A 22,620-nucleotide genomic window follows, 5' to 3' on the forward strand; every position below is an offset into this window, starting at 1 on the left:
CTTCCTTGTGGTTTTTTATTTGAGATTGATGAAACTTTTTAAACAAAAAATACATCCATTTAACTAAAATGATTTTGTTTTTATATATACTGACTGTCTTATAGAAGGAGGCCACTTTTCCAAATGAAACTAAACACATTATTTGAATCCTTCTCTTCTTTATCTGAATTTTCAGGCCTAAATCCTGAAATGGAAGTTACTGGTATAACGGATGATTCAAGAAACATAAAATCAGGAATGATATTTATTGCTATCAAAGGATATCAATTCGATGGACACAACTACATTACGGATGCAGTAAAGAACGGTGCTTCTTTGATCATCGGAGAGACCCCTCAAAACGATCTGATGAGTACTCCTTATATGCTAGTAGAAAATAGTCGTAAAATGCTCGGTCAGCTAGCTAATATTTTTTACGGCAATCCTTCTTCCAATAAAATAGTAATTGGAGTCACTGGAACAAATGGAAAAACGACTACTTGTTATTTATTAAGGCATTTGTTGGAAAAAGCGGGCTACACTACATCACTGATAGGAACTATTGAATACGTGATTAATGGTGAGACCTCAAAGTCATCAAATACAACGCCTAGTTCATTACTTCTCCATCAAATGATGGCTCATTCCAATGACCAAGTAATCATTGTAGAAGTATCCTCTCACGGATTAACTCAATATCGTTTAGAAGGAATAACGTTTGATTATGCATTGTTTACTAATCTGCAACACGATCATTTAGATTATCACCATACAATGGCAGAATATTTTGAAGCAAAAGCACTGCTTTTCGACAAATTAAAACCTACTGGAAAAGCTGTGATCAATTTTGATGATGCTTGGGGAAATAAGTTAGTACACCGCTTAGCTTCTAAAAATGTTCAAACCATTTCAGTTGGTACAAATGAGGATGCTGTATTTAGGCTCATTTCGAGAATAGGTAAAGACATTCAGATCGATACTCATAAATCTGTTTCTACTCTGCAGTCAATTTTGATCGGAGTACACAATATGTATAATTTGTCGATGGCAGGTGCTGTGGTGTTTGACTTAGGACATTCTATTCAAGAAATCAGCGAACATCTGAAGGACTTTCCAGGCGTCCCTGGTCGATTTGAACAGGCAGCCGTTATTGACGGGGTTCACTACATCATTGATTACGCACACTCAGATTTAGCCTTACAATATTGTCTGGAATCTATTCGCGAATTCGATGCCCACAATATCATCCATATTTTTGGTTTTCGCGGAAATCGAGATGCTACGAAACGCCTTTTGATGCTCGAGACCTCTCATCAACTAAGTCAGTATACTTTATTGACGACAGATGATCTGAATGGTGTTTCTGAAGAGGACATGATAGACGTTTATCAACAGTTAATAACAGAAGCTAATCTTACAGACCATGTCAAGATTGTTATGGACCGTACACTTGCTGTTCAGGAAGCTCAGAAGTTGGCTAAACCTGGAGATTATGTCGTACTGACTGGCAAAGGGCCAGAAGCTTACACAGAAACCTTCCAAATGGGTACACACTCAGATAAAGAAACGATTCTTCAATTAAAGCACGTACAATAGGATTAGTTTTAACTAAAAGAAGGGGTTGGAACAAAAAGCCCCTAGAAAAAATGCATTCCCAAAACTATTAGATTCTTCATCCAATAGTGGGAGTGCATTTTACTTTGTATTTAATTAATATTAAAGAGGCGAGACTATTATTTTAGAAAAAGCACTTTTATCCCATTTCATTCGGCTTATTCGAGTATCTAAAATGTCGCTGACAAGGCTTATCAGCGACATTCGGATTGGTTGAACCACACCAAATGGCTCTGAGACAGCTCTTATCAAGTCCATCCGCTATGTTACAGATCAACCAGCCTTCTCTGAAGCCACCAGCTCTATCTCCTCAGTGTGCTCTTAAACAGCCAACCCCTGCTTTTTCATTACTCCTCTAAAAATGAAGGATCAATAACTTTTTTTATCAACTGCTGATACTGATCGATGGATACATCATTATCTTCAAACCCAGTTAATCCATGCGTTTCTGCCAACTCGTCTGTGTAGTCTTCCAATTTATATACAGCAAAGTTTTCCCGGGTATCAAGGTTCTTTGCTACTTCATTCTCATAATAAATAACCAGCGGAGTCCATTTGACCTGTTCAACGTGGATTTCTTGATCATTTTGTTGAACAACATCAAAAGCGATCATCCCGCCCAATAAATTAATGTCTGAAGTAGTCGCAGCTAAAAAGTTGCCTAAAGAATAAATCACTAAAGTTTCATTTCCCTCTTCTCCTTGGACCCATTCTACTGGTTGGATAGTATGGGAATGAGTTCCAAAAACAACGTCTACTTCAAGATCAGCAAATAATTGAGCGTAATGCTGTTGAAACTCATTAGGAGCAAAAGTGTGTTCATCTCCCCAATGTGCCGAGACCAACACCACATCACTGATTTCTTTTGCTTGTGTGACATCTTGAGTGATCAATTCGTCACTAAAATAATTGACCAAATAAGGATACTCAGGCTCGATCCCATTTGTACCATACGTATAGGTCAACAATGAAAATGTAATTCCGTCCTTCTCAAAAATAGGAATAGTGTCTCGCTGTTCTTGATCCTTAAATACTCCTGTATAAGTCACTTCAGGATAGTCAGACCACGTTTCTAAAGCATTTAAAACACCTTCAGTCCCTTTGTCCAAAGAATGGTTGCTGGAGGAGTTGATAAGGTCAAAACCAGTCTCTACTAAATTTTCAGCCATATCACTTGGTGTATTGAATGAAGGATAGCCTGAGAAACCTAAATCATCTCCGCCAAGCATGGTTTCTTGGTTGATAAAAGCTACATCTGCTGTCTGAATATCTTCTTTAACATATTGATACATAGAGGAAAAGTCATACGAACCTTCTTCAGTTTGAGCATCTGTATAAATTTCTTCATGAATCAAGTTATCTCCTACACCAATAAACGAAATCCGTGTTTCTTCTGCCTCACTTTCAGAAACAGATTCCGTGCTGCTTTCGAGTGAAGAAACGTTATCAGGTTCCATTTCATTTGAGGTTGTATCCTTAGCAGCACAACCAGTCAGCGACAAAAGAACAAGAATAGATAAGTATGTTTTCATTTTTGATCTTCTCCTTTAGTGGGATGACATCATTGATGTTCCACTATTCATTTTCTTATATTACATTTAAGCGGTCTCATTTCCAGAATAATGGTATAATTTAATTATCTTATTTAAAGATAACTAAATCTTTATCCATCGAGGAGATACGTAATGAAAAATAAAATCGGACGTTACAGTTTATTGCTATTTGCCGTTTTGACGGGATTAGTGGTTGGGTATCTTCGGCCAGAAGTATCTCAGTCTCTTTTATCCGTTGTCGGAATCATTGTAGGGATTGGATTTTTCCTTTTATCTAAACGAGATGACCCTGCAACATCCGCCACAAACAAGAAAAAAGATGCTGCCAACAAAATGGACTGGTATCTCTTGCTGCAAATGCTGCTTTATTTTATTGTGGGAGCAGCTATTGGGGTAACGATTTTTTATATGATCGTTCTCTACTAGCACAGATCATTTGAGCAGGCTAGACAAAAATTTAAGGTCATTGGGAGAAGTATGACTCTCTTCAACTGACCTAGATTTTTTTGTCGAGCATTTATACTCTTTATTGTTCTAGCAGATTTCCTTGTAAAATAAATTGTTCAATCACTTCCAGTACACCTTCTTCATTATTGGAAGGGGCTTCGTAGGCTGCATTATTTTTAATCTCGCAATCTGCATTAGCCATCGCAAAACTGTATTTGGCAAACTGCAGCATTTCGATATCGTTTCCGCCGTCTCCAAAAACCATCACTTCCTCGGGCTTTATCCTCTCTTCTTTAACTAATTTCTTTAGCCCATTCGCCTTATGTGTGCCTGTCCTGATTAAGTCAATACTCCCTCTCCCGGAACTGACTGGAGTGATTTCTTCCATTAATAGTTCTTTTAATTGCTCATGTATAGAACTCGTTTGCGATTCTGAGCACCCTAGTGCCAATTTCAAGATTTGGTCATCTATATCTTGAAATTTTTCAACTATCGTCAATTTATGGTAAAACATGCGGACGATATCAATAAACCTTTTGTCTGAGGAATCTAATACATAGGCACTTTTTTTCCCGCATACTATGACTGATATATCTGGTATTTTTTCAATAATCTGTAATGTATGTCGGATCAGTTCAAAAGGAATGTTCTCTGTAAAAACCTCTTTTTCTTTTTCAATGATGAAAGCTCCATTTTCAGCCACAAAAGTCATATCTTGATAGGTGTCTGGGAAAAATGACTTTAATTGGGCGTACTGATTTCCACTAGCTACGACAAATTGGATGTTTTTTTCTTGCAACCGAGTAAACAACCGCTTAAATCGTTCACGATTGTATTCTTTTTTGTCATCTAAAAAGGTTCCATCCATATCCACCACAATCATTTTAATTGTCACTTTTTCTTCAACTCCTCTAGTATTTCTCTTTAGTTCTAGTATACGAGTTATTGACAGATATTCAACCAAGCATTGCTTTCTTTCGTATTAAAATAGACCTGACTATTCTTTTGCGAATAGTCAGGTCTATTTTAATAGCTGTATTGAATTAGTTTAAAATTTGAACATCAATAGTTTTTCTTCCAAATTGAAGAGCAGCATTTAAATCGGTCATGTGAACATCAATACGGTGTCCATTGATTGCACTACCTGTATCTCCAGCAATAAATGTTCCATATCCTGGCACATATACAGTTGATCCTAATGGGATAACGCTTGGGTCAACGGCAATAACATTTGGGTTTTCGTTTAAGTTGATACCTGTATAAGTTGTATCGCTTAATTCTGGTTGATTCGTTGAGTAAGCTGTTGCTTCTACAGTAATCCATTCACCAGTTTGTTCTGCTGTTTCGCTTGCTTCAGCAGTTTCAGTTTCAGTCGTTTGAGGTTCAGTTGCTTCAGGTTCCTCTGCAACTTCGGGTTCTACAACTTCAGTTTCTTCAGGAGTTTCGACTTCTTTCACTTCATCTTCACTAACATCATAAGTTTTCACATTATCGTTGTTTTCAACCGTTACCACTGAATGGTCAGTTGATAAGTGAATAGAATTTCCCGCGATGATCATATCTGCGTTGTTGATGTCATTGATTTTAACTAATGAATCTACAGAGATATCTGTTGCTAAAGCAATACTTGATAACGTATCTCCCCATTGGAAAGTGTATTTTGAACCATTTTCATCACTTTTAATGTCATTTTTAACTTCGGTTACTGTACGTGCTTGCCATGAGTTTGCGGTATATTCGTTTGCTGATGCTTCAGATGGGTTCGCTACTGAGAAGAGTCCTACGAGGGCTAAAGTTGATCCTGCAGCTACTAATTTCGACTTCATGTTTCTCATTATTTTCTCCCTTTCTATTCCAAATGCAGTAAATGCATTTCCAGAGTCCCTTGAAATTTTTAATAGCTTTAAAGATAATTCTTTAAGTGTTCTATTAATGGGTTCCTCTGCCACGAAATGAATCGTAACACGTATCGGTAAGAAAAAAAGCAAAAAAGGGGATTTGTTATGATTCCTTATTGCTTTTGTATTAAAAGTAAGTGTTCTTTGCAGATGTGTGACAAATACGGACGATCCGTAAAATAAAATATGTTATTGCAACAATTTGTAATTATTCTGACATTCAAAATGCAGAAAACCTTGATACAGTAGTCTTTTCCTTATTTCACAAAAAAAGTAAGGGTTTGATTTTATTCTGTCTGTCCCTTTGGATAAACAAACAGCTATTGAGAGAGTTCATGCAGTCTCTCTCAATGCGTATCGCTTTCATTTTAATTTGATTTCCTTTATGATTAGTTGTGAGGTAATTATCTTAAGGGGGAAACAAACATGGAAATAAAAGCTATCAAAAGAAACACAGTAGGAACAGGCGCTTCAAACCAGGATCGTCGTAAAGATCAAATTCCAGCAGTGATTTATGGAAGAGGCGAAGATTCAATCCCTGTTTTGTTAGATGAAAAAGATATTGCGACTATTTTAAAAACACAAGGTGACAGTGCCATTTTTGATGTTGCTGTTGAAGGTGGTAGAACTGGACAAGTTTACATTAAAGAAGTTCAACGCCACTCATTAAAAAACCAAATCCTTCATGTGAGTATGCAAACATTAAAAGCTGGACAAAAATTAACCGTAAATGTACCAGTCGTATTAGAAAATACCGAAAATATAAAAGTGGGTATCTTGGAACAAGCAATCTACGAAGTGTCTGTAGAAACAGTAGCCGAGAAAGTGCCTGATGAATTTACTGTAGATGCAGGAAGTTTAGAAATCGGAGACACATTGACGGTTGCTGACTTAGATGAAATTCCAGATGTAGAAATCTTGGAAGACCCTGAGACTTTGGTAGCAACAGTTTCTGCTCCTCGTACTGAGGAAGTTGCTGAAGAAGGCGCAGAAGACGCACAGCCAGAAGTAATCGGCGAAACAGAAGCCAACTAAATCACTTATTTCAAAAGGAATGTGGACAATAAGTCCACATTCCTTTTTTAATTAAACTTGTTGTTCTACTACTAAAACAGTATAGTCTTTAGCTGTTTTTCAAAAACGACTACTATTATTGAGGAGGGTCTCTACTTAACAATTACTGCTTAGTCAGTGGTGCTTTCGTGAAGTAGCAGGACTCTACTTCACAATTGCAACTTAGTCAGTGGTACTTTTGTGAAGTAACAGGGCTCTACTTAACAATTGCAACTTAATCAGTGGTACTTTTGTGAAGTAAGAAGGCTCTACTTAACAATTGCAACTTAGTCAGTGGTGCTTTTGTGAAGTAACAGGGCTCTACTTAACAATTGCAACTTAATCAGTGGTACTTTTGTGAAGTAAGAAGGCTCTACTTCACAATTGCAACTTAGTCAGTAGTCCTTTTACGAAGTAACTAACCTCTACTTAATAATCAAAGCTTATTCGTAAACCTCTATTAATAAATAGCGCACTTATCAAAAAAACACCCACAAAAAGTCAGTAAAAACTACTAACTTTCGTTGGTGCTTGCTCTTTTCGATAAATAAACTCCACTCTCTAGCTTGAACAAGTTGCGTAAGGCAGCTCCCACTCCCAAAATAGAACCGATGAGTGTCAGGTAAAGTGCACCTAACTCTCATCGGTTCTATTTTTTCCGGAGAGCTTAACGCCTTACTCCACTCTCTATTGTTTAAAGTTATTGATCATTCCCATGATTTCATCACTGCTTTGGGCCGTTTTCAGGCTTAGGGAATAGGCTCTTTGGGTGACGATCATATCCGTAAATGTGCTGGCTAAGTCTACGTTGGAGCTCTCCAGATAGCCTTGTTGGATTGTACCGAATGCATCGTTGTTTCCATTTGACGTCAATAACTCGATGTCTTCAGGAACTTGGTAATTGTTTCCGCCGGCAGGTTGCAATGCGTCTGGAACACTAGGGTAAAATAAAGGAATGTTCCCCACTTGTGTTTCCTCACCATTCAGACCTTGGACAATAACTGTGCCCGTCTCTTGGATAACGATATCTCCCTGAGGCCATGAACCAACAGGCAGTGTCGTATTCATGACCAATGATTCGTTGCGTCCATTTGTCAGAGTACCATCTCCGGTTAATTGAAAACCGCCATCTCTGGTCAAATAAAATTGTCCAGCAGGATCTGTGACACCAAAAAATCCGTTCCCAGCAATCGCCATGTGGAACGTCCCACCGCTTTCGGTTAACGATCCTTGGGTGAAGTCTGAGGTGGTTATCCCACTCAATGCTCCCGTACTGATGCTGGTATTTTCTGCGTTGTCTGCCAACAGCAATCTATCTTCTACTAACTGATTCGACATTAATTCACGGAAATTGACTTGCTTTGATTTGTAGCCAGTTGTATTGACATTGGCAATGTCATTTGCAATAGCATCCATTGCTTTTTGATGTGCATGGATACCGCTTCTGCTGGTGCTTAACGAAATACTCATTCTTGTCCTCCTTCTTCAACTTACTCTATACTTTACCTAATTCATTCACAGCTTTTTGCAGCGTTTGATCTGCTGCTTGCAAGATTTTTTGATTAGCTTCAAATTCTCTCGATATCTGCATCAAATCAACCATCACATCAGCCGTATTCGTATTCGCACCTTCAATAGCTGATTGCAAGACCACACTATCTCCAGTCATCACTCCGCCGTTTCCGGCAAATAATGTATCTCCCGTACTCGTAAGGCCAGCTGGATCAGCAAATGTCGTCAATTGCAGCTGCTGTCCTGTTTCAATCACTGTTCCATTGTTAGAAACGGTAAATTCCATACTGCCCACTTGGATTGGATCATTCGTCGTACTCAAGACACGATTCCCATCCTGAGTAGCTAAGAACCCTTCTGCATCTACCGTAAAATTCCCATTACGTGTGTACATCACTTCTCCAGCGCCCGTTTCAACAGTAAAAAACGCATCTCCTTGAATCGCCAGATCCGTACTAGAATTGGTCAATTGGATACCGCCTTGACTGAAATCACGGTAAACTTCATCTATTTGATTGCCCAAAGGAAGTCCGCCTACCTCTAATTGTTGATTCAACTCTGGACCATTCAAACGATTGAACAAATTCTGTTCCAATAACGTACTTTGAATGATTTCTTGTTCTTTGTACCCTGCAGTATTTAAATTTGCTACAGAGGTACTTAAATTTTCCTGTTTCTTTTCTAAAATATGTAAGTTCCTATTAGTAGTAATCAATCCTCTAATCATTGTAAGCCTCTTTCATGTAACCTTTTAGTTTTACAATCATTTTCCCATGAATCTGTGAAATACGCGGTACCGATAAGTCATAAACATAGGCGATTTCTTTCAAACTCAATTCATCTACATACAACATATTTAAAATTTGCTGCTCACGTTGATCCAATCGTTTAATGGCCACAGCCAATAGTTGTTTTCGTTCCATGTCCAACAGTTGTTCTTCAGAATTCACAGCCGATGTGTCTTCCAACATATCCAACACCTCAACATCATGTCCGTCTTCCGAAAACAACACATCTTCCAGAGACACGGAAGCTAATTGGTGCACCGTTTCATGGATCTTTGCAAATTCTTTTTCACCGATGTCCAATTCCGCACAGATTTCTTTATCTGTCGGCGTACGCATCAATGTCTTTTCCAGTCTGTCTTTCGCTTTGTAAAAATCATTCAATTTTGTAATGCGTGAACGTGATACTTTAGACGTTTTACGCACTTCATCAATGATCGCCCCTTTGATACGAATATAGGCATATCCTTCAAAAGGGACCTTTTTGGATTTATCAAATTTATTCAAGGCGTCCATTAAACCGATCACGCCCATATTGATCAAATCAGAGCGCTCATAGTCTTTTCGCTTGATGTCTAACCCATTCACGACTTTTTCGACCAAGGGAAGATATTTTAAGATTTCCTGTTCTCGGTCTGTCTCATAATACATCATTGCCCTTCCTCCTAGCCATTTCGTTTTGGTGTATACTGCTTTGCCTCATTATCGCACTGTCGTTTCAATCATGCCCTCAGTTTCAATGGCAATGTCATTTGGCACTTCATTTAAAGACAAGATCGGCAAGTCCGGAAAATTAAAGGCCAATAGATTTTTCACTGCTGGACGTATTTTTGGTGACGCCAGCAACACATGTGGAATACCATGACTATCCAATTGGTTATTTGAGAAGGTCAGGTTATCAAATAAATGGGTAATTTCATTTGGCTGCAAAGCAGGTATTGACCCTGCTGTCGATTTTCGTGTGCTTTGACTGATTCGTTCCTCTAAATCTGGATGAATCGTCACCACGTGCAAGACACCATTTGCATCTAAATGCGGTTTGACGATCGTTCGTTTGAGTGCTTGACGCACATATTCCGTCAATACTTCTGTATCTTTTGTCGTATTTCCATAGTCTGCCAAAGTTTCTAAGATCGTAACTAAATCATTGATCGGAATGTGTTCTTTCAATAAGTTTTGCAGGACTTTTTGCACTTCTCCCAAACGCAAGATGTCCGGGATCAATTCATCAATGACTACACTATACTTCTCTTTGATGCCTTCAAACAATTGTTTCACTTCTTGTCTGCCCAGCAATTCAAAGCTGTGTTGTGTGATTGTTTCTTTCAAATGAGTAATCAGTACAGTCAATGGATCAACGACAGTATAGCCTTTGATATCGGCCATATCCTTGTCGCTTTCATCAACCCACATAGCGTCTAAACCAAAGGAAGGTTCTTTCGCTGCTATTCCATTGAATTCAAACGTTGATTCACCAGGATCAATGATCATGAATTTATCCAGATACAAGCTTCCTTGAGCAACTTCATTGCCCTTAATTTTGATGACATAATCATTTGGCGCTAATTGCAAATTGTCGCGGATGCGTATCGGATTCAATAAGATCCCCATCTCTTGAGCACATTGACGGCGAATTGTCGGGATCTGACTAGTCAAATTGTTATCTTGACGCTCATCAGCCAATGGAATCAACCCATAACCGATTTCGATTGAGATCGGATCGACTTGGAATGTTGTAATCGACTCTTCTTCCACTTTTTTACTTTCAGTTCTCTGTTCAGCAACAGCTTTAATCTCTGATTTTTTCGCTTCGCTGGCTTTTACTTTTTCATTTTCATCCATCAAATACCCAGCTGCAAACGCCACTACCCCTATGAGCAAAAAGGGAATCGTCGGCATACCTGGAACGATCGCAAACAACAGCAATACGCCGGATGCGATTTTGATAACTTTAGCATTTCCGAATAACTCGCCGCTTAACGAACTCCCAAAACCGGTTTGACTTCCTGAACGCGTCACCAAGATCCCTGAAGCAACAGAAACCATTAATGAGGGAATTTGACTCACTAAACCGTCACCGATCGTCAGCTTTCCAAAATGGTTCAAAGCTTCCATGATACCCATACCATCTTGAAGAGAGAAAATCAAGATCCCACCGATCAGGTTGATCAAAGTAATAATGATTCCCGCTATAGCATTTCCTTTAACAAATTTACTGGCTCCATCCATCGCTCCAAAAAATTGCGTTTCTCGTTCTAAATCTTTGCGTCGTTTTTTAGCTTGATCTTCGGTGATCAATCCCGCATTCAAATCCGCGTCGATCGACATTTGTTTTCCTGGCATAGCATCCAATGTGAAACGAGCGGACACTTCAGAAACACGACCAGAACCACTGGTAACCACCATCATATTAACAAGAATAATGATGATAAAGATAACCGCTCCAACGATAAAATTGTTCCCGGCTACGAAGTTTCCAAATGTATCGATCATTTGTCCGGCATTTCCTTCAGTCAAAATCAGACGAGTAGACGAAATATTCAAGGACAATCCGAACATCGTCGTCACCAACAGTAAAGTGGGGAAAGTAGAGAACTCCAATACGTTTTTAGTGAATAAAGTTAATAGTAAAATAATCAAGGCTAATGAGATGTTCACTACTAACATAAAATCCAGCATGAACGCTGGTAAAGGAATAATGATCATCGCTAAAATCATGATGACCAGTACCGCAATTCCTATATCCGAAAAACGTGTCATTTTTTCTAGTTTTCCATTTAAAGCACTTATCATTGTTTGTTCTCCTTCATTTGTACTGATTCAGCCGATCAAATTTTATTTTTGTTCATTTCTTCCATTTGATACACCAACGCTAATATTTCTGCAACAGCTTGGTAAAGATCCGCCGGAATCGTTTGACCCACTTGGATATTTTTGTAGAGGTTTCTAGCGATCGGTTTATTTTCGACAATTGGAACACCGTGTTCGCGTGCCCGCTCTCGAATTTTTTGAGCCATTAAATCGGCTCCTTTTACCATTACAATCGGAACTTCATCTTTTCCGCGTTCATAGCGGATCGCGATTGCCAAATGCGTAGGGTTGGTAATAATCACTGCTGCTGACTCCACATCTTTAATGTTCCCATTCATCATTTGACGATGACGTTGCTTCCGTTGGGATTTGATTTGCGGGTCTCCTTCGCTTTCTTTAAACTCATCCTTCACTTCTTGTTTAGTCATTTTCATTTTTGTACTGTATTCATACTTTTCATAAACAAAATCAATGATTCCCAGTACCAATAACAATACAGCTAAATTAGTTCCTACTGTTTTGACCAATTCCAATATGACGAAAAAGATCTTTTCTGTACCAAACTTCCCTAAATTAATAATGACATCCAAAGAATCACTTAGAGCAGCAAAAGTGACGTAAAACACCAGTGCCAATTTTAAAAAGGTCTTTAACATCGTAAATAAAGCCTTTTTACTAAACATATTTTTCAATCCGTTCACAGGATTGATCTTATTTAAACTCATTTTCAGCGGTTCTTTTGAAAAGAGAAAACGGGTTTGCAATCCAGCAGCAAATAACGACACGAAAAAAGCAATCAATAGAAAAGGTCCGGCAATCGTAAAGAGAATGGTGATTGCCTGGACACCGAGGCTCGCTAAATTATTTCGCAAGGCTTCTGTGCCTACATGGCTTCCCATGGTTAACCCATTTGACAGAAAACCTCGCAGATAAGCAAAGGATTTTTCAAATACGTATAAACCAAGAGAGGCCGTCATCAATGCAAAAACAGCAAAGGAGACAGCAGACGTTAAATCGGAACTTTTAGCCACATCCCCTTTTTTTCGAGCGTCTTTTAATCGCTTGGGGCTGGCCTTTTCTGTTTTACTGTCTTTATCCTGCATGCTGTTCACCTCTCTTTTTTAGCTTGGCAATGAGCGCATAAATTCATTCATGTATTTCACCATCATCGGCATAATGTCTTGAATACTCTCCGTCATCGGTGTCAACACTGCTAATGTAATGATCAAACTGACTAGAACTTTCATCGGCATCCCCAAAATCAACACGTTGATTTGCGGAACTGTTCGCGATATCAATCCCAAAACAACTTCAGCGATCAAAGAAGTGATCATCAAAGGCACCGCTAAATTGATCGACAGTTCAAAAATCATACCAAACAACTTGATAATGCCTTCTACTCCAAAGGTACCTAAATTCGTACTTTCTAAGGGCAAATATGTAAAAGATTGGACCAACGCTTTAATGACCGCATGGTGCAAGTCTGTAAAAAAGAATACACACATGGATATCCAATAAAATACTTTTCCATAATTGGAAGCGCTGATACCTAAACTAGGATCAAATACTTCACTCATCGAAAATCCGACTTGAAAATCCACTAATTTCCCGGCCATCTCCACAGCTGTAAAAAACAACTGGCAAATGTACCCGATCGCAAATCCGACCAACACTTCTTTCAATCCTAAGAAAAAAAATTCGATCACACCATCAATACTGGTAACAGCTGGAACCACTGAATACACACCAATAGAAATTCCTGCTGAGATCGCAATTTTAACTAAATTAGGCAACCCGGTAAACGAGAACCCGGGACAAACAAAGATAAAGGCAGAAACACGCATCAAAATCAATAGAGCGACATGAATCTCCGCTAACATTCCTGTATCCATCACAAACTCGCAATCGTTTCAAAGATTTTTTCAGTAAATTCGATCAGTACATTCAGCATAAAATTGCCAAAGATGATCAAAGAAGCGATCACTGCCAATATTTTAGGCACAAAACTCAATGTCTGTTCTTGCAATTGAGTAGTAGCTTGTAAAATACTGATAAACAAACCTACTACTAACGCTATCGCCAGCGTTGGTCCAGCTACTTCAATAATCGCGAAGAATGCTTCACGTAAAATATCTAACACTTTTTCTATCGTCATTTTGCACCTCTACTGAAATCCTGAAACAAGGGATTCAACTACTAAATACCATCCATCTACTAAAACGAACAACAACAACTTGAATGGCAAGGAAATCATGACTGGAGAAAGCATGAACATCCCCATGGACATCAAGATACTGGCCACTACCATATCGATTACTAGAAAGGGAATAAAGATCAGAAACCCGATAGTAAAGGCAGTCCGTAATTCACTGATCGCAAATGCGGGCGTCAAAACCATCATCGGCAGATCTTCCAGGTTTTCCGGCTGACTTTCGCCAGAGATATCTAGAAATAACTGAATGTCTTTTTCACGCGTTTGTGCTGCCATAAATTCTTTTAACGGATCTTCCGCTCTGTCTAAAGCAACTTCGGTTGTGATTTCATCATTCAAATAAGGCTTGATGGCCTCATCCATAATTTCGTCCGTTACCGGACGCATGACGAAAAGTGTTAAGAACAAAGCTAGTCCCATAATCACGACATTTGGCGGATTTTGTTGTGTTCCAAGTGAACTTCGGGTAAAAGATAATACCACAATGATTCGGGTAAAAGCTGTTGTTAAAACAAGAAATGCTGTTCCGAAACTTAACAGGGTAAGCAATAAGAACAGTTGAACAGTCTCGGCATTTTCTCCCGCTCCACTCTCCAAAGCAGAAGTTACACTGTCCATAATTTCTGCTGCTCCTACTTGTTGGGGAAACCCAAACAACACTACTATTCCGCCCATAACAAGCAAGATTCTCTTCAACAATTCTAGTTCCTCTTTTCAGTATAAGTTTGAATTTTTTCTTGAATTTTTGCATATACATCTTTAAACTGTTCTGCATTTGGTATTTTTTGTTCCCCAAGAGCCACTTTTTCTGTCTGCATCGCTACGATCGCTTGGCTTTCTTCTGTGGTAAATTCTTTAAGAATCTCATTGCGTCCTTCTGTAAAGCTCATTAAATAATAGTTTCCCAGCATTTCCACAATGCATAATGAAGAACTTTTATTGATCGGCATCCGTTCAATAACCTGAATGGTTTTAGCCTGTTTCTTCATCACAGAATTTAAATATTGTAAAAACTTATTTGCCAGAAAGATGATCACGATCAATGCTAAAACACTTTTAAAGACATATTCAAGCCCTGTTCCAAAACCCATTCTTTAACTCCTCTTCCTTTCTGACTCTTTATTGTGTAACAACATTCGTTATGTAGATATCACTTACTAAACTCGTTCCAATTTCTTGATTGATTTTTTCTTTTATTTCATTTTTGATCACTAATGTTCCGTCTTCAGTTGTTGCATATAAGGAATCACTCGTTTTATTTCTCAGTACCGTGATGACAGCATCTCTAACTTGCGGCATTCTCTCGGTTAGTGTTGCTTCTGCATCTTTTTGCGCACTGAAGATGGATAATTCAATTTGTAAATATTGATCTCTGTTGCTTTCGCCAGGTGTTAAATTGACCAGAAACTGATCTAACGGAACAGTGATCTCTTCACTTGAGTCAAACATAGTTGCCGTTACCTCTTGAATTTTTCCAGTACTAAATCCAATTCCTAATAAAGTTCCAATCGTTAAGACCAATAAAATGACCACAGCGATCATAATAGGCTTTAATTTATTTTTTGGTTTAGAAGTCTCGTTTTCCATCAACTTCCCTCCTCAAATTCTTCATATAATATGACGATATTGACTCGTCTGTTTTCTGCTCTGTTTTTCGCTGAATCATTCGGTACAATCGGGTGATGTTCACCGTATCCTCTAGCAGATAATCGTGTTGGATCGACCGCTTTTTCTTCACTTAAATACCGCAATACAGAAACGGCTCTGGATGTTGACAGTTCCCAGTTGCTGTCGTATTGTTCATTACTCATTGGAACGTCATCTGTATATCCTTCAATAATGACTTCGTTGTCTACTTGTTGAATCAATTCAGCTAAATTGTTCAAGGTCTCTGTTCCGGAACCAACGATATCAGCACTCCCTGGTGAAAAGAGAATCGAATCTTTAATGTCTAAATAGATCCCTTCTGAGTCCACTTCAATGCCGATAGTCGTATCCATATCTTGTTCATGCAGCAGCTGCTCCATTTTTTCATACATTTCAACTAATTCAGGCGGAATTTCATCCCCAGTTGTTTTAACGCCATCGATATCCTTTTTTTCTCCAGTATCATCCGGAACTACAGTCGTTTCTTTAGGCAATAAACCGTCTTGACCGGTAAAAGCCAAAGACATTGACGCAGATGCTTGGTCGAATTTAGTATCACTGACACTGGACATCGAGAAAAGAAGAATAAAGAACGTTAACAACAAAGTCATTAGATCAGAAAAGGTCGTCATCCAGCCCGGAGAGCCTCCGCTTTCTACATCTATCTTTTTTTTCTGTTTTCTAGCCATAATTTTTTTCCTTTGAAAATTCGCCGTCTAGTTTATCGCTGCTCGCTTCAGAATCGACACCATTTTTAGAATCGGCCAAGTAACTTTTCAACTTTTGTTCAATGACCCGCGGATTTTGTCCAGCTTGAATCGATAAAACTCCTTCAATCGTCATTTCACACAATTGCATTTCTGCCTCTGTCTGCATTTTTAAATTATTCGCTATCGGCAAGAAAATCATATTGGCTAAGAAACTTCCATAGAAAGTAGTGATCAATGCTGTGGCCATACCAGAACCAATAGTACTTGGATCAGTCAATTGCCCCAACATGATGATTAATCCAATCAGTGTTCCCAACATCCCAAAACCAGGGGCTAGTTCTCCCCACTTATTGAATATATTCTGTCCGACGCTATGTCTCTTTTCAATATTCTCTGCTTTGATTTCCATGATTTCACGGATATCTTCTGCGTCAGATCCATCTACTACCATTTCTAATCCATAAACCAGCATTTCATTGTCTAATTCTTTGATATCATTTTCAATTGCTAAAATCCCTTGGCTTCTCGATTTTTTAGAAATTTCAATAAGGGTATTGATCAGTTCTTCTTCATTGGTGTCTGGGCTGAACATTAACTTTTTGAGAATAGTCGGCATCTTTTTTACATCACTTAATGGAAAACTAACCAATAATGCACAAAATGAACCACCCAGCGTAATAGCAAGTGATGGTGCATCTAAAAAGGCAGCAAACGGGCCGCCAGAAGTGATCGACCAAATCAGTAGTCCAGTTCCTACAACTATTCCAATTAAAGGAACCATATTTTTCTTCATGCTTTTTCCTCGCTCTCTGGAAATGGACTGTGTATTTTGCGTTTATAAGCAATCATTTTTTTGACAATGTCTTCTTCAGAATCCACAACCCGAATCGTTTTTCCATCTACCAAAGTAATGATGGTATCAAAAGTATGTTCCACCCGGTAAATCAAATCACAATTCAAATAAAATTCTTTTCCTGACACAGATGTTAAAGCAATCATACATCAACCTCATTTCGTTGTTAGAGACTGGCTTAATGAAGGACTTATCAATTGTGGCCTTCATTAAGTGCCCCTTTTTAGGTATCTAGTAATTAACGTTTCAGATTAATCAATTCTTCCAACATTGAATCTGAAGTAGTGATACTTCTTGAGTTGGCTTGATATGCTCGGTTTGTAATGATCATATCGGTAAATTCATTGGCTAGATCCACGTTAGACATTTCCAAGAAACCAGATTGCACATTACCAAATCCCGGTTCGCCTGGTTCGCCAAGTACAGGTTCTCCAGAGTTGGCTGTAGCATTATATAGATTACTGCCAGCTTTTTCTAGACCGTCTGGATTGGAAAAACTAGTCAATGCGATTTGTCCGATAGTGTAAACTTTACCGTCACTGTAAGTCCCTGTAATCATTCCTGTTTTATCTACTGAATAGTTTTGCAATTTAACTGGATTTCCATCTGCATCATTTACAGTTGGATGTTCTGCAGGAATATTTAAGGCTTCCATTACTCTAGGTTCAGCAATACCTGTGTTATCTGCATTAGCAGCATATCCCATAACACTCAAGCCGCTTGATGTAACCAAGTTGCCGTTAAAATCGGTATAGAAACCACCGTCACGTGTATAAGAATTGTTCACTCCGCCATCTCCACTTACCGTAAAGAATGAGCTGTCGCCATTTTCGATCCCAAAATCTAATGCTCTTCCGGTTGTTTGCAACGAACCACCTGTCATGATTGTATCAATTGAACCAGTTTGCACCCCTAATCCGACTTGCTGAGCATTGATGCCTGCTTGAGCATTAGCATTCGTTTGGCTGATCATATCTTCAAAACGCACGCGTCCTGATTTAAACCCTGTCGTACTAACGTTTGCAATATTATTTGAGATAACGTCCATTTTTGTTTGTTGGCTCTTCATTCCTGTAACGCCTGAGTATAATGATTTTAACATGTTGATTTCCTCCATTCAGTTGTACCCACTTCATTCGGTCCATGGGTCATTGGCTTCCGTTAGGTCCGGCCAAATAATTAGTTAAATATATATTGCACTGTCTATATTGGTGACTGTCCGCATTTCACTCGTTTTTTGAGCTGTAATGATCGTTCGATTATCAATGCTTGCGATCAATGCCATATCTTTGAAAAAAATCAAGGAATCTTTAGAACCTTTTTGATTCAATTCGTCAAAGGCTGTTTCCAAGGTTTCCATGTCATTATCTTCCAACTGCAACCCTCTTTCATCTAGGCGCTTTTGAGCATGGTTAGAGATTTTGATCTCTTTCGTGCTGACAGTTTGTTGAGCAGCTTCAGATAAGAACGTGCTGAACGTCCGGTCGATTTTCGGATTAACCGACTTGTTAGAGTTAAACGCGTGAGTTTGTTGACTATCAATTCGCAGGGTCATTCGCTTGAACACCTACTTCTACCACATCATTTAAGGCATATTCGGTTCCGTTGATTTGAAGAGTAGCGTATCCTTGCGTGAACTTCACTTTTTCAACTGTTCCCGTTACAAAAGTCGTTTCATCAAGCACTTTTACTTCTTTGCCTAATAGATCTAATCCTTGTTGCTGCTGCATCATCAGCATATTATTGGTCGTGGTTTCCGTTAAAGCTGTTAACTGATCCACCATGTTGAACTGAACAATTTGTGAGATGTAATCACTGCTCCCTCCATCACTACTGCCACCTTCTCCACCTGAAAGAGGAGGGTTGCTGATAGACGCCGCCATGATTTTCAAAAAGTCTTCTGAACTCAATTCAGAGTTGGATTTTTGTTTTGTTCCTCTGATACTGCTTACAGATCCAATATTAAAACTTGTTGGAATATCCATTATTTTCTTCCTTTCAGGCTAAAATACTCAACCTTCCTGTAGTAGAGTCTTCTTCCTCATTTGTTTTTGGATGACCGATTTCCTCTACAGGGTCAAAGTACATTGCTGATTGTTCACTATCTTGTTGCTGTGCGTTTTGTTGCGAACCGCTTTCCGCAAATGTAAAACTTGAGTTTTGAGGCAGATTCAATTGAATCGATACGTCCTGGAGCTGGATATTTTTCTGTGCCAGACTCGTTGTCAATTGCTGCATACTGCTGTCGAGCAGCTCTTTTGTTTCCGTAGTTTCTACTACGATCGTTGTTTGCAATTGACTGTCTCTCATTCTCAATTCAATTTTAATGTGTCCTAGTGTTTCAGGAGTCAGACTGAGTCGAGCCATTGTCTGTTGACCATCTTTCAGCGTAGTGACTTGATCCATCACTACCTCACTGATAGCTTGAGACAATACTTGTTGATTTGTTGACAGACTTCCACTGTTCAAAGCTACAGGTAACTGCACTTCTCTTTGAGTTACAGGTTGTTGTGCGAAAGACGAGTCGCTTGTTGTTGCCGCTGTGACTTTCAAACGCAAATCAGATTGCACATCCAAATCACTGATTTCCATTTGCATACCTTCAACTACTGGAGGTTGTTTTAATTCAGCCGCTTCTTCTGCAACAAGTGGATCTACGATACTTTGTTGATTAGAAGACACAGACAGATTCTGTTGTCCAACTGCTGGTTTTTCTTGCATTGCTGAAGCTTCTTGACCGTCCTCTGTTACAACAGCTTGCTCAACAGGTTTTCCTGCATCTAGCATTTTATCTGTTATTAAAGAAACAGTTTGATCAGTTAAATGTGGCCCAGCTGTTTTATCGACTATTTGAAGAGTATCCGGCAACATTTTTTTTACTTCTGTTTCCACTGTATCTTGTGTTCCATCTAACGAAATAGGAAGAACTGCATTCTTTTCTCCAGGCAATACAGCTTCAGTTGCTTTCAGTCCAACTTCGAGACGATTCAGCATAGCGGTATTTTGTGGTTGAAGCGGCTCAACAGTCGTTTGACCATCGTTTTGCTCTATCTCTTTTTCGACCGATACATGTTTAAAACGAACGGCCAATTGTTGTTCAGCTGTTAGAAAGGGTTGATAACATAAAAATGCTGCATCAGGCTTTACTTCGTCTTCACTTAGCTCCATTTGTTCAGCGTTTTGCTCAGCTTCATCCGTTTCCAATGACTGATCTGAACTTGAATCATCTTTGACAGAGTCTTCTGCTTTTTTGGCTTGTTGGTCTATTGATTGCTCCAATTGCTCGGAAAAGGCAGCTTTTTCAACAGCTGTCGTTTGTTGCCCTGTTGCTGGTTCAGTTGTATTATGTATCGTGGTCGCTGCTTGTATGGCTTGCATAGTTTTCACCTCCTTTCAAATCGTACTGAGGTTAATAAAATGAGCGTCCGTAACTTAGTGTAGCTATTTCATCTAATTGCTGCTGCTCTTCTTTTTTTTCTAATTCCAGAGCTGACCACAATTCTTTTTCTTTTAATTTTTCCATCACTTTTTTATCTTTATGTGCTTCAACTAATTTAGCTTGTGCATCTTCCAACTCTTTTTGAGTCAAATCCAGTTGATTTTTTTGCTGAATGATTTTTTCGTCCAGCAACGCTTTATACAATTGCTGGTGGCGTAAATCATTGATTTTTGTTGTCGTCAGCTGATCATTTTTTATTTTAGTATTCTCCCGAATCAAATCTTCCAATACTGCTTTTTGAGCTTCGATTTTTACTTGTACTTGGCCTACTGTTCGCTTAGCCATTTCTTCGATGTCTGAACGCCAATCCAAGATTTTTTCCATTGAAAATTTCTGACTTGCCACTTGCTTCACCTCAACTGTTTTCTCTTATCTGTTAAGCACCTTGCATGATTTGACTCAAGGCCGCCTTTGTCTCTTCAAATGTAGAAGGTGCATCCACATTTTGCTTCAAGAAATCTTTTATCGGACGATTCAATTGGATCGCACGATCTACTAATGGATTACTTCCTTGACGGTAAGCTCCTACATCAATCAGATCTTTTGATTCCGCATAGATCGCTAAGTTTTCTTTCAGCTTTCCGGATAATTGGTAATGGGTGTCATCTGTAATTTCTTTCATCAAACGACTGATACTGCTTTGGACATCGATCGCCGGATAATGATTCTCCGAGGCAATTTTCCGAGACAAGACGATGTGTCCATCCAAGATCCCGCGCACCGTATCTGCAATAGGTTCATTCATATCGTCCCCTTCAACCAAAACGGTGTAAAACGCGGTGATCGATCCTTTATCGGACATACCGCTTCGCTCCAATAGTTTCGGTAAAGTCGTAAATACCGATGGTGTATACCCTTTTGATGTTGGCGGTTCTCCTGTTGCCAACCCGATCTCCCGCTGCGCCATCGCTACACGAGTGACCGAATCCATCATCAAGACCACTTTTTTCCCTTGGTTTCGGAAATATTCTGCGATTGCTGTTGCTACAGAAGCACCTTTCAAACGAACCAAAGGCGGCATATCTGAAGTCGCACAAACTACAACGGATTTTTTATAGCCTTCAGGACCCAAGTCTTTTTCTATAAACTCCAGGACCTCACGACCACGCTCTCCGATCAGCCCAATGACGATAATGTCCGCTTCACAGTAACGAGCGATCATCCCAAGCAATGTACTTTTCCCAACCCCGGAACCGGCGAATATCCCGACCCGTTGGCCTTCACCAACTGTCAGCAACCCATCGATTGCTTTGATCCCGGTTGAGATTACATCCTTGATCTTCATACGTGTAAAAGGATTGGGCGCACTTTGGTTTACATTAAAGTTTTCACCATTGATCTCAATATCTTGATACATTGGGCGACCCAAGCCGTCCATGGTTGTTCCCAACAAATTTTCACTAATTTCAATTTTCAGTGTGGTTCCCGTTGGACGGACCAAACAACCAGGTCCGATTCCTTCTACTTCATCCAACGGCATCAAAAGGACCGTCTCATCCACAAATCCAACCACTTCACTCAACGCCATTCGGCCGCTGGATTTAATGAGGATTTCACATACCTCTCCAACAAAAGCATCTAAGCCTTCTACTTTAATGATCAACCCGGTAACTTGACTGACTTTCCCCATTTTCAAGGTATAAGTTTTCTTTTTTAATACTGCTCCATACTTTTCAAAAGGAATTTCTATCACTTTACCGTCACCTCATTGTTTTCATTTCTGCTACCATTTTGTCGAGTTGTTTTCCTATTTGCAGATCAGTAATGTTATGAGCTGTTTCGATCACACAGCCGTTTTTTTCCAATGTGTGATCCGTTAACACTACAAATCGAACTTCCTGATTTTTTTGTTCCAATTCCGTTAATTTCTCTTGGACCAGTTCAGATTGTTCTGGGCGAACCGTTACGGTAATCAGTTTTTCTGTTTTGTTCATGCGAATCAACAGAGGTTTTACCAATTCCAATACTTGCTCTGAAGAAGCATCAATGGTTTGATGGACGATCGCTTCCGCCATAGTAGCTGCTAATTGGATCAATTGTTCCTGTT

At 39.1% G+C, this 22,620-nt stretch carries 26 protein-coding genes; 3 read left to right on the top strand and 23 right to left on the bottom strand.

Annotated features, from left to right (window positions below):
* Positions 1 to 123: 123 nt before the first annotated feature.
* Positions 124 to 1,575 carry a UDP-N-acetylmuramoyl-L-alanyl-D-glutamate--2,6-diaminopimelate ligase gene (locus ACEN4L_RS04370; protein ID WP_407096125.1) on the top strand — a complete coding sequence of 484 codons (1,452 nt, stop codon included), beginning with the start codon at positions 124 to 126 and terminating at the stop codon, positions 1,573 to 1,575.
* Positions 1,576 to 1,940: 365 nt separating this feature from the next.
* Here the strand turns inward: ACEN4L_RS04370 and ACEN4L_RS04375 are convergent, their stop codons facing one another.
* Positions 1,941 to 3,125 carry a CapA family protein gene (locus tag ACEN4L_RS04375; RefSeq protein WP_407096126.1) on the bottom strand — a complete coding sequence of 395 codons (1,185 nt, stop codon included), beginning with the start codon at positions 3,123 to 3,125 and terminating at the stop codon, positions 1,941 to 1,943.
* Between the two features lie 153 nt (positions 3,126 to 3,278).
* Here ACEN4L_RS04375 and ACEN4L_RS04380 point away from each other — a divergent pair, with 153 nt between their 5' ends.
* Positions 3,279 to 3,572, top strand: coding sequence for a hypothetical protein (locus ACEN4L_RS04380; RefSeq protein ID WP_407096127.1), 294 nt, complete (start codon positions 3,279 to 3,281; stop codon positions 3,570 to 3,572).
* Positions 3,573 to 3,672: 100 nt separating this feature from the next.
* Here ACEN4L_RS04380 and ACEN4L_RS04385 read toward each other — a convergent pair whose 3' ends face one another.
* Positions 3,673 to 4,488 (bottom strand): Cof-type HAD-IIB family hydrolase, encoded by an 816-nt coding sequence (locus ACEN4L_RS04385; RefSeq protein ID WP_407096128.1) that lies wholly within the window; start codon positions 4,486 to 4,488, stop codon positions 3,673 to 3,675.
* A gap of 148 nt (positions 4,489 to 4,636) precedes the next feature.
* Entirely contained in the window at positions 4,637 to 5,428 is a 792-nt protein-coding gene (locus ACEN4L_RS04390) for a 3D domain-containing protein (protein ID WP_407096129.1), read from the bottom strand.
* 489 nt (positions 5,429 to 5,917) lie between these two features.
* Between ACEN4L_RS04390 and ACEN4L_RS04395 the strand changes: the two genes are divergently transcribed.
* Entirely contained in the window at positions 5,918 to 6,526 is a 609-nt protein-coding gene (locus ACEN4L_RS04395; protein WP_407096130.1) for a 50S ribosomal protein L25, read from the top strand.
* 705 nt (positions 6,527 to 7,231) lie between these two features.
* On the opposite strand, the gene ACEN4L_RS04400 is transcribed toward ACEN4L_RS04395, so the two are convergent.
* The 20 genes from ACEN4L_RS04400 to ACEN4L_RS04495 all read right to left on the bottom strand — a co-directional run bounded on the left by ACEN4L_RS04400 (position 7,232) and on the right by ACEN4L_RS04495 (position 22,609).
* Positions 7,232 to 8,014: a flagellar hook-basal body protein gene (locus ACEN4L_RS04400; protein WP_407096131.1), complete on the bottom strand. Its 783-nt coding sequence runs from the start codon at positions 8,012 to 8,014 to the stop codon at positions 7,232 to 7,234.
* 25 nt (positions 8,015 to 8,039) lie between these two features.
* Entirely contained in the window at positions 8,040 to 8,783 is a 744-nt protein-coding gene (locus ACEN4L_RS04405; RefSeq protein WP_407096132.1) for a flagellar hook-basal body protein, read from the bottom strand.
* Entirely contained in the window at positions 8,776 to 9,492 is a 717-nt protein-coding gene (locus ACEN4L_RS04410; protein ID WP_407096210.1) for a sigma-70 family RNA polymerase sigma factor, read from the bottom strand. Before ACEN4L_RS04410 ends, ACEN4L_RS04405 begins: the two co-directional genes overlap by 8 nt.
* 51 nt (positions 9,493 to 9,543) lie before the next feature.
* On the bottom strand, positions 9,544 to 11,634 hold the full coding sequence (gene flhA, locus ACEN4L_RS04415) for a flagellar biosynthesis protein FlhA (RefSeq protein WP_407096133.1): 2,091 nt from the start codon (positions 11,632 to 11,634) through the stop codon (positions 9,544 to 9,546).
* Between the two features lie 35 nt (positions 11,635 to 11,669).
* Positions 11,670 to 12,755: a flagellar biosynthesis protein FlhB gene (gene flhB, locus ACEN4L_RS04420; protein WP_407096134.1), complete on the bottom strand. Its 1,086-nt coding sequence runs from the start codon at positions 12,753 to 12,755 to the stop codon at positions 11,670 to 11,672.
* A gap of 18 nt (positions 12,756 to 12,773) precedes the next feature.
* On the bottom strand, positions 12,774 to 13,544 hold the full coding sequence (gene fliR, locus ACEN4L_RS04425; RefSeq protein WP_407096135.1) for a flagellar biosynthetic protein FliR: 771 nt from the start codon (positions 13,542 to 13,544) through the stop codon (positions 12,774 to 12,776).
* Complete coding sequence (gene fliQ, locus ACEN4L_RS04430; RefSeq protein WP_079650494.1) at positions 13,544 to 13,807, bottom strand: flagellar biosynthesis protein FliQ; 264 nt, start codon at positions 13,805 to 13,807, stop codon at positions 13,544 to 13,546. Before fliQ ends, fliR begins: the two co-directional genes overlap by 1 nt.
* Positions 13,808 to 13,816: 9 nt before the next feature.
* Positions 13,817 to 14,539, bottom strand: coding sequence for a flagellar type III secretion system pore protein FliP (gene fliP, locus ACEN4L_RS04435; protein ID WP_407096211.1), 723 nt, complete (start codon positions 14,537 to 14,539; stop codon positions 13,817 to 13,819).
* A gap of 26 nt (positions 14,540 to 14,565) precedes the next feature.
* Positions 14,566 to 14,955 carry a flagellar biosynthetic protein FliO gene (locus ACEN4L_RS04440; RefSeq protein ID WP_407096136.1) on the bottom strand — a complete coding sequence of 130 codons (390 nt, stop codon included), beginning with the start codon at positions 14,953 to 14,955 and terminating at the stop codon, positions 14,566 to 14,568.
* 28 nt (positions 14,956 to 14,983) lie between these two features.
* Entirely contained in the window at positions 14,984 to 15,451 is a 468-nt protein-coding gene (gene fliL, locus ACEN4L_RS04445; RefSeq protein ID WP_407096137.1) for a flagellar basal body-associated protein FliL, read from the bottom strand.
* On the bottom strand, positions 15,451 to 16,200 hold the full coding sequence (locus tag ACEN4L_RS04450) for an OmpA family protein (RefSeq protein WP_407096138.1): 750 nt from the start codon (positions 16,198 to 16,200) through the stop codon (positions 15,451 to 15,453). Before ACEN4L_RS04450 ends, fliL begins: the two co-directional genes overlap by 1 nt.
* Entirely contained in the window at positions 16,193 to 17,014 is an 822-nt protein-coding gene (locus ACEN4L_RS04455) for a motility protein A (protein WP_407096139.1), read from the bottom strand. The genes ACEN4L_RS04450 and ACEN4L_RS04455 overlap by 8 nt, the downstream gene beginning before the upstream one ends.
* The gene (locus ACEN4L_RS04460) at positions 17,011 to 17,220 is read right to left on the bottom strand and encodes a flagellar FlbD family protein (protein WP_079650629.1); all 210 of its coding nucleotides are present in this window, start codon (positions 17,218 to 17,220) and stop codon (positions 17,011 to 17,013) included. Before ACEN4L_RS04460 ends, ACEN4L_RS04455 begins: the two co-directional genes overlap by 4 nt.
* Before the next feature lie 92 nt (positions 17,221 to 17,312).
* Complete coding sequence (locus tag ACEN4L_RS04465) at positions 17,313 to 18,176, bottom strand: flagellar hook-basal body complex protein (RefSeq protein WP_407096140.1); 864 nt, start codon at positions 18,174 to 18,176, stop codon at positions 17,313 to 17,315.
* 81 nt (positions 18,177 to 18,257) lie between these two features.
* On the bottom strand, positions 18,258 to 18,629 hold the full coding sequence (locus ACEN4L_RS04470; RefSeq protein ID WP_407096141.1) for a flagellar biosynthesis protein: 372 nt from the start codon (positions 18,627 to 18,629) through the stop codon (positions 18,258 to 18,260).
* A complete protein-coding gene (locus ACEN4L_RS04475) occupies positions 18,613 to 19,059 on the bottom strand; it encodes a flagellar hook assembly protein (RefSeq protein WP_407096142.1) in 447 nt (148 codons plus the stop codon). Before ACEN4L_RS04475 ends, ACEN4L_RS04470 begins: the two co-directional genes overlap by 17 nt.
* Positions 19,060 to 19,072: 13 nt before the next feature.
* Positions 19,073 to 20,452 (bottom strand): flagellar hook-length control protein FliK, encoded by a 1,380-nt coding sequence (locus ACEN4L_RS04480; RefSeq protein ID WP_407096143.1) that lies wholly within the window; start codon positions 20,450 to 20,452, stop codon positions 19,073 to 19,075.
* 31 nt (positions 20,453 to 20,483) lie between these two features.
* Positions 20,484 to 20,918, bottom strand: a complete 435-nt coding sequence (fliJ, locus tag ACEN4L_RS04485; RefSeq protein ID WP_407096144.1) for a flagellar export protein FliJ — start codon at positions 20,916 to 20,918, stop codon at positions 20,484 to 20,486.
* 31 nt (positions 20,919 to 20,949) lie between these two features.
* Entirely contained in the window at positions 20,950 to 22,203 is a 1,254-nt protein-coding gene (gene fliI, locus ACEN4L_RS04490; protein ID WP_407096212.1) for a flagellar protein export ATPase FliI, read from the bottom strand.
* Positions 22,204 to 22,273: 70 nt separating this feature from the next.
* Entirely contained in the window at positions 22,274 to 22,609 is a 336-nt protein-coding gene (locus tag ACEN4L_RS04495) for a FliH/SctL family protein (protein WP_407096145.1), read from the bottom strand.
* Between the last annotated feature and the right edge of the window lie 11 nt (positions 22,610 to 22,620).

This window comes from Desemzia sp. FAM 23988 (assembly GCF_045528365.1).
Taxonomy (GTDB): domain Bacteria; phylum Bacillota; class Bacilli; order Lactobacillales; family Carnobacteriaceae; genus Desemzia.

Excerpts from the sequence above, each read along its gene's own strand:
- ACEN4L_RS04370 (WP_407096125.1), top strand. The coding sequence starts at position 124 with ATGAAACTAAACACATTATTTGAATCCTTCTCTTCTTTATCTGAATTT.
- ACEN4L_RS04375 (WP_407096126.1), bottom strand. The coding sequence starts at position 3,125 with ATGAAAACATACTTATCTATTCTTGTTCTTTTGTCGCTGACTGGTTGT.
- ACEN4L_RS04380 (WP_407096127.1), top strand. The coding sequence starts at position 3,279 with ATGAAAAATAAAATCGGACGTTACAGTTTATTGCTATTTGCCGTTTTG.
- ACEN4L_RS04390 (WP_407096129.1), bottom strand. The coding sequence starts at position 5,428 with ATGAGAAACATGAAGTCGAAATTAGTAGCTGCAGGATCAACTTTAGCC.
- ACEN4L_RS04395 (WP_407096130.1), top strand. The coding sequence starts at position 5,918 with ATGGAAATAAAAGCTATCAAAAGAAACACAGTAGGAACAGGCGCTTCA.
- ACEN4L_RS04400 (WP_407096131.1), bottom strand. The coding sequence starts at position 8,014 with ATGAGTATTTCGTTAAGCACCAGCAGAAGCGGTATCCATGCACATCAA.
- ACEN4L_RS04405 (WP_407096132.1), bottom strand. The coding sequence starts at position 8,783 with ATGATTAGAGGATTGATTACTACTAATAGGAACTTACATATTTTAGAA.
- ACEN4L_RS04410 (WP_407096210.1), bottom strand. The coding sequence starts at position 9,492 with ATGTATTATGAGACAGACCGAGAACAGGAAATCTTAAAATATCTTCCC.
- flhA (WP_407096133.1), bottom strand. The coding sequence starts at position 11,634 with ATGATAAGTGCTTTAAATGGAAAACTAGAAAAAATGACACGTTTTTCG.
- flhB (WP_407096134.1), bottom strand. The coding sequence starts at position 12,755 with ATGCAGGATAAAGACAGTAAAACAGAAAAGGCCAGCCCCAAGCGATTA.
- fliR (WP_407096135.1), bottom strand. The coding sequence starts at position 13,544 with ATGGATACAGGAATGTTAGCGGAGATTCATGTCGCTCTATTGATTTTG.
- fliQ (WP_079650494.1), bottom strand. The coding sequence starts at position 13,807 with ATGACGATAGAAAAAGTGTTAGATATTTTACGTGAAGCATTCTTCGCG.
- fliP (WP_407096211.1), bottom strand. The coding sequence starts at position 14,539 with ATGGGCGGAATAGTAGTGTTGTTTGGGTTTCCCCAACAAGTAGGAGCA.
- ACEN4L_RS04440 (WP_407096136.1), bottom strand. The coding sequence starts at position 14,955 with ATGGGTTTTGGAACAGGGCTTGAATATGTCTTTAAAAGTGTTTTAGCA.
- fliL (WP_407096137.1), bottom strand. The coding sequence starts at position 15,451 with ATGGAAAACGAGACTTCTAAACCAAAAAATAAATTAAAGCCTATTATG.
- ACEN4L_RS04450 (WP_407096138.1), bottom strand. The coding sequence starts at position 16,200 with ATGGCTAGAAAACAGAAAAAAAAGATAGATGTAGAAAGCGGAGGCTCT.
- ACEN4L_RS04455 (WP_407096139.1), bottom strand. The coding sequence starts at position 17,014 with ATGAAGAAAAATATGGTTCCTTTAATTGGAATAGTTGTAGGAACTGGA.
- ACEN4L_RS04460 (WP_079650629.1), bottom strand. The coding sequence starts at position 17,220 with ATGATTGCTTTAACATCTGTGTCAGGAAAAGAATTTTATTTGAATTGT.
- ACEN4L_RS04465 (WP_407096140.1), bottom strand. The coding sequence starts at position 18,176 with ATGTTAAAATCATTATACTCAGGCGTTACAGGAATGAAGAGCCAACAA.
- ACEN4L_RS04470 (WP_407096141.1), bottom strand. The coding sequence starts at position 18,629 with ATGACCCTGCGAATTGATAGTCAACAAACTCACGCGTTTAACTCTAAC.
- ACEN4L_RS04475 (WP_407096142.1), bottom strand. The coding sequence starts at position 19,059 with ATGGATATTCCAACAAGTTTTAATATTGGATCTGTAAGCAGTATCAGA.
- ACEN4L_RS04480 (WP_407096143.1), bottom strand. The coding sequence starts at position 20,452 with ATGCAAGCCATACAAGCAGCGACCACGATACATAATACAACTGAACCA.
- fliI (WP_407096212.1), bottom strand. The coding sequence starts at position 22,203 with ATGGGGAAAGTCAGTCAAGTTACCGGGTTGATCATTAAAGTAGAAGGC.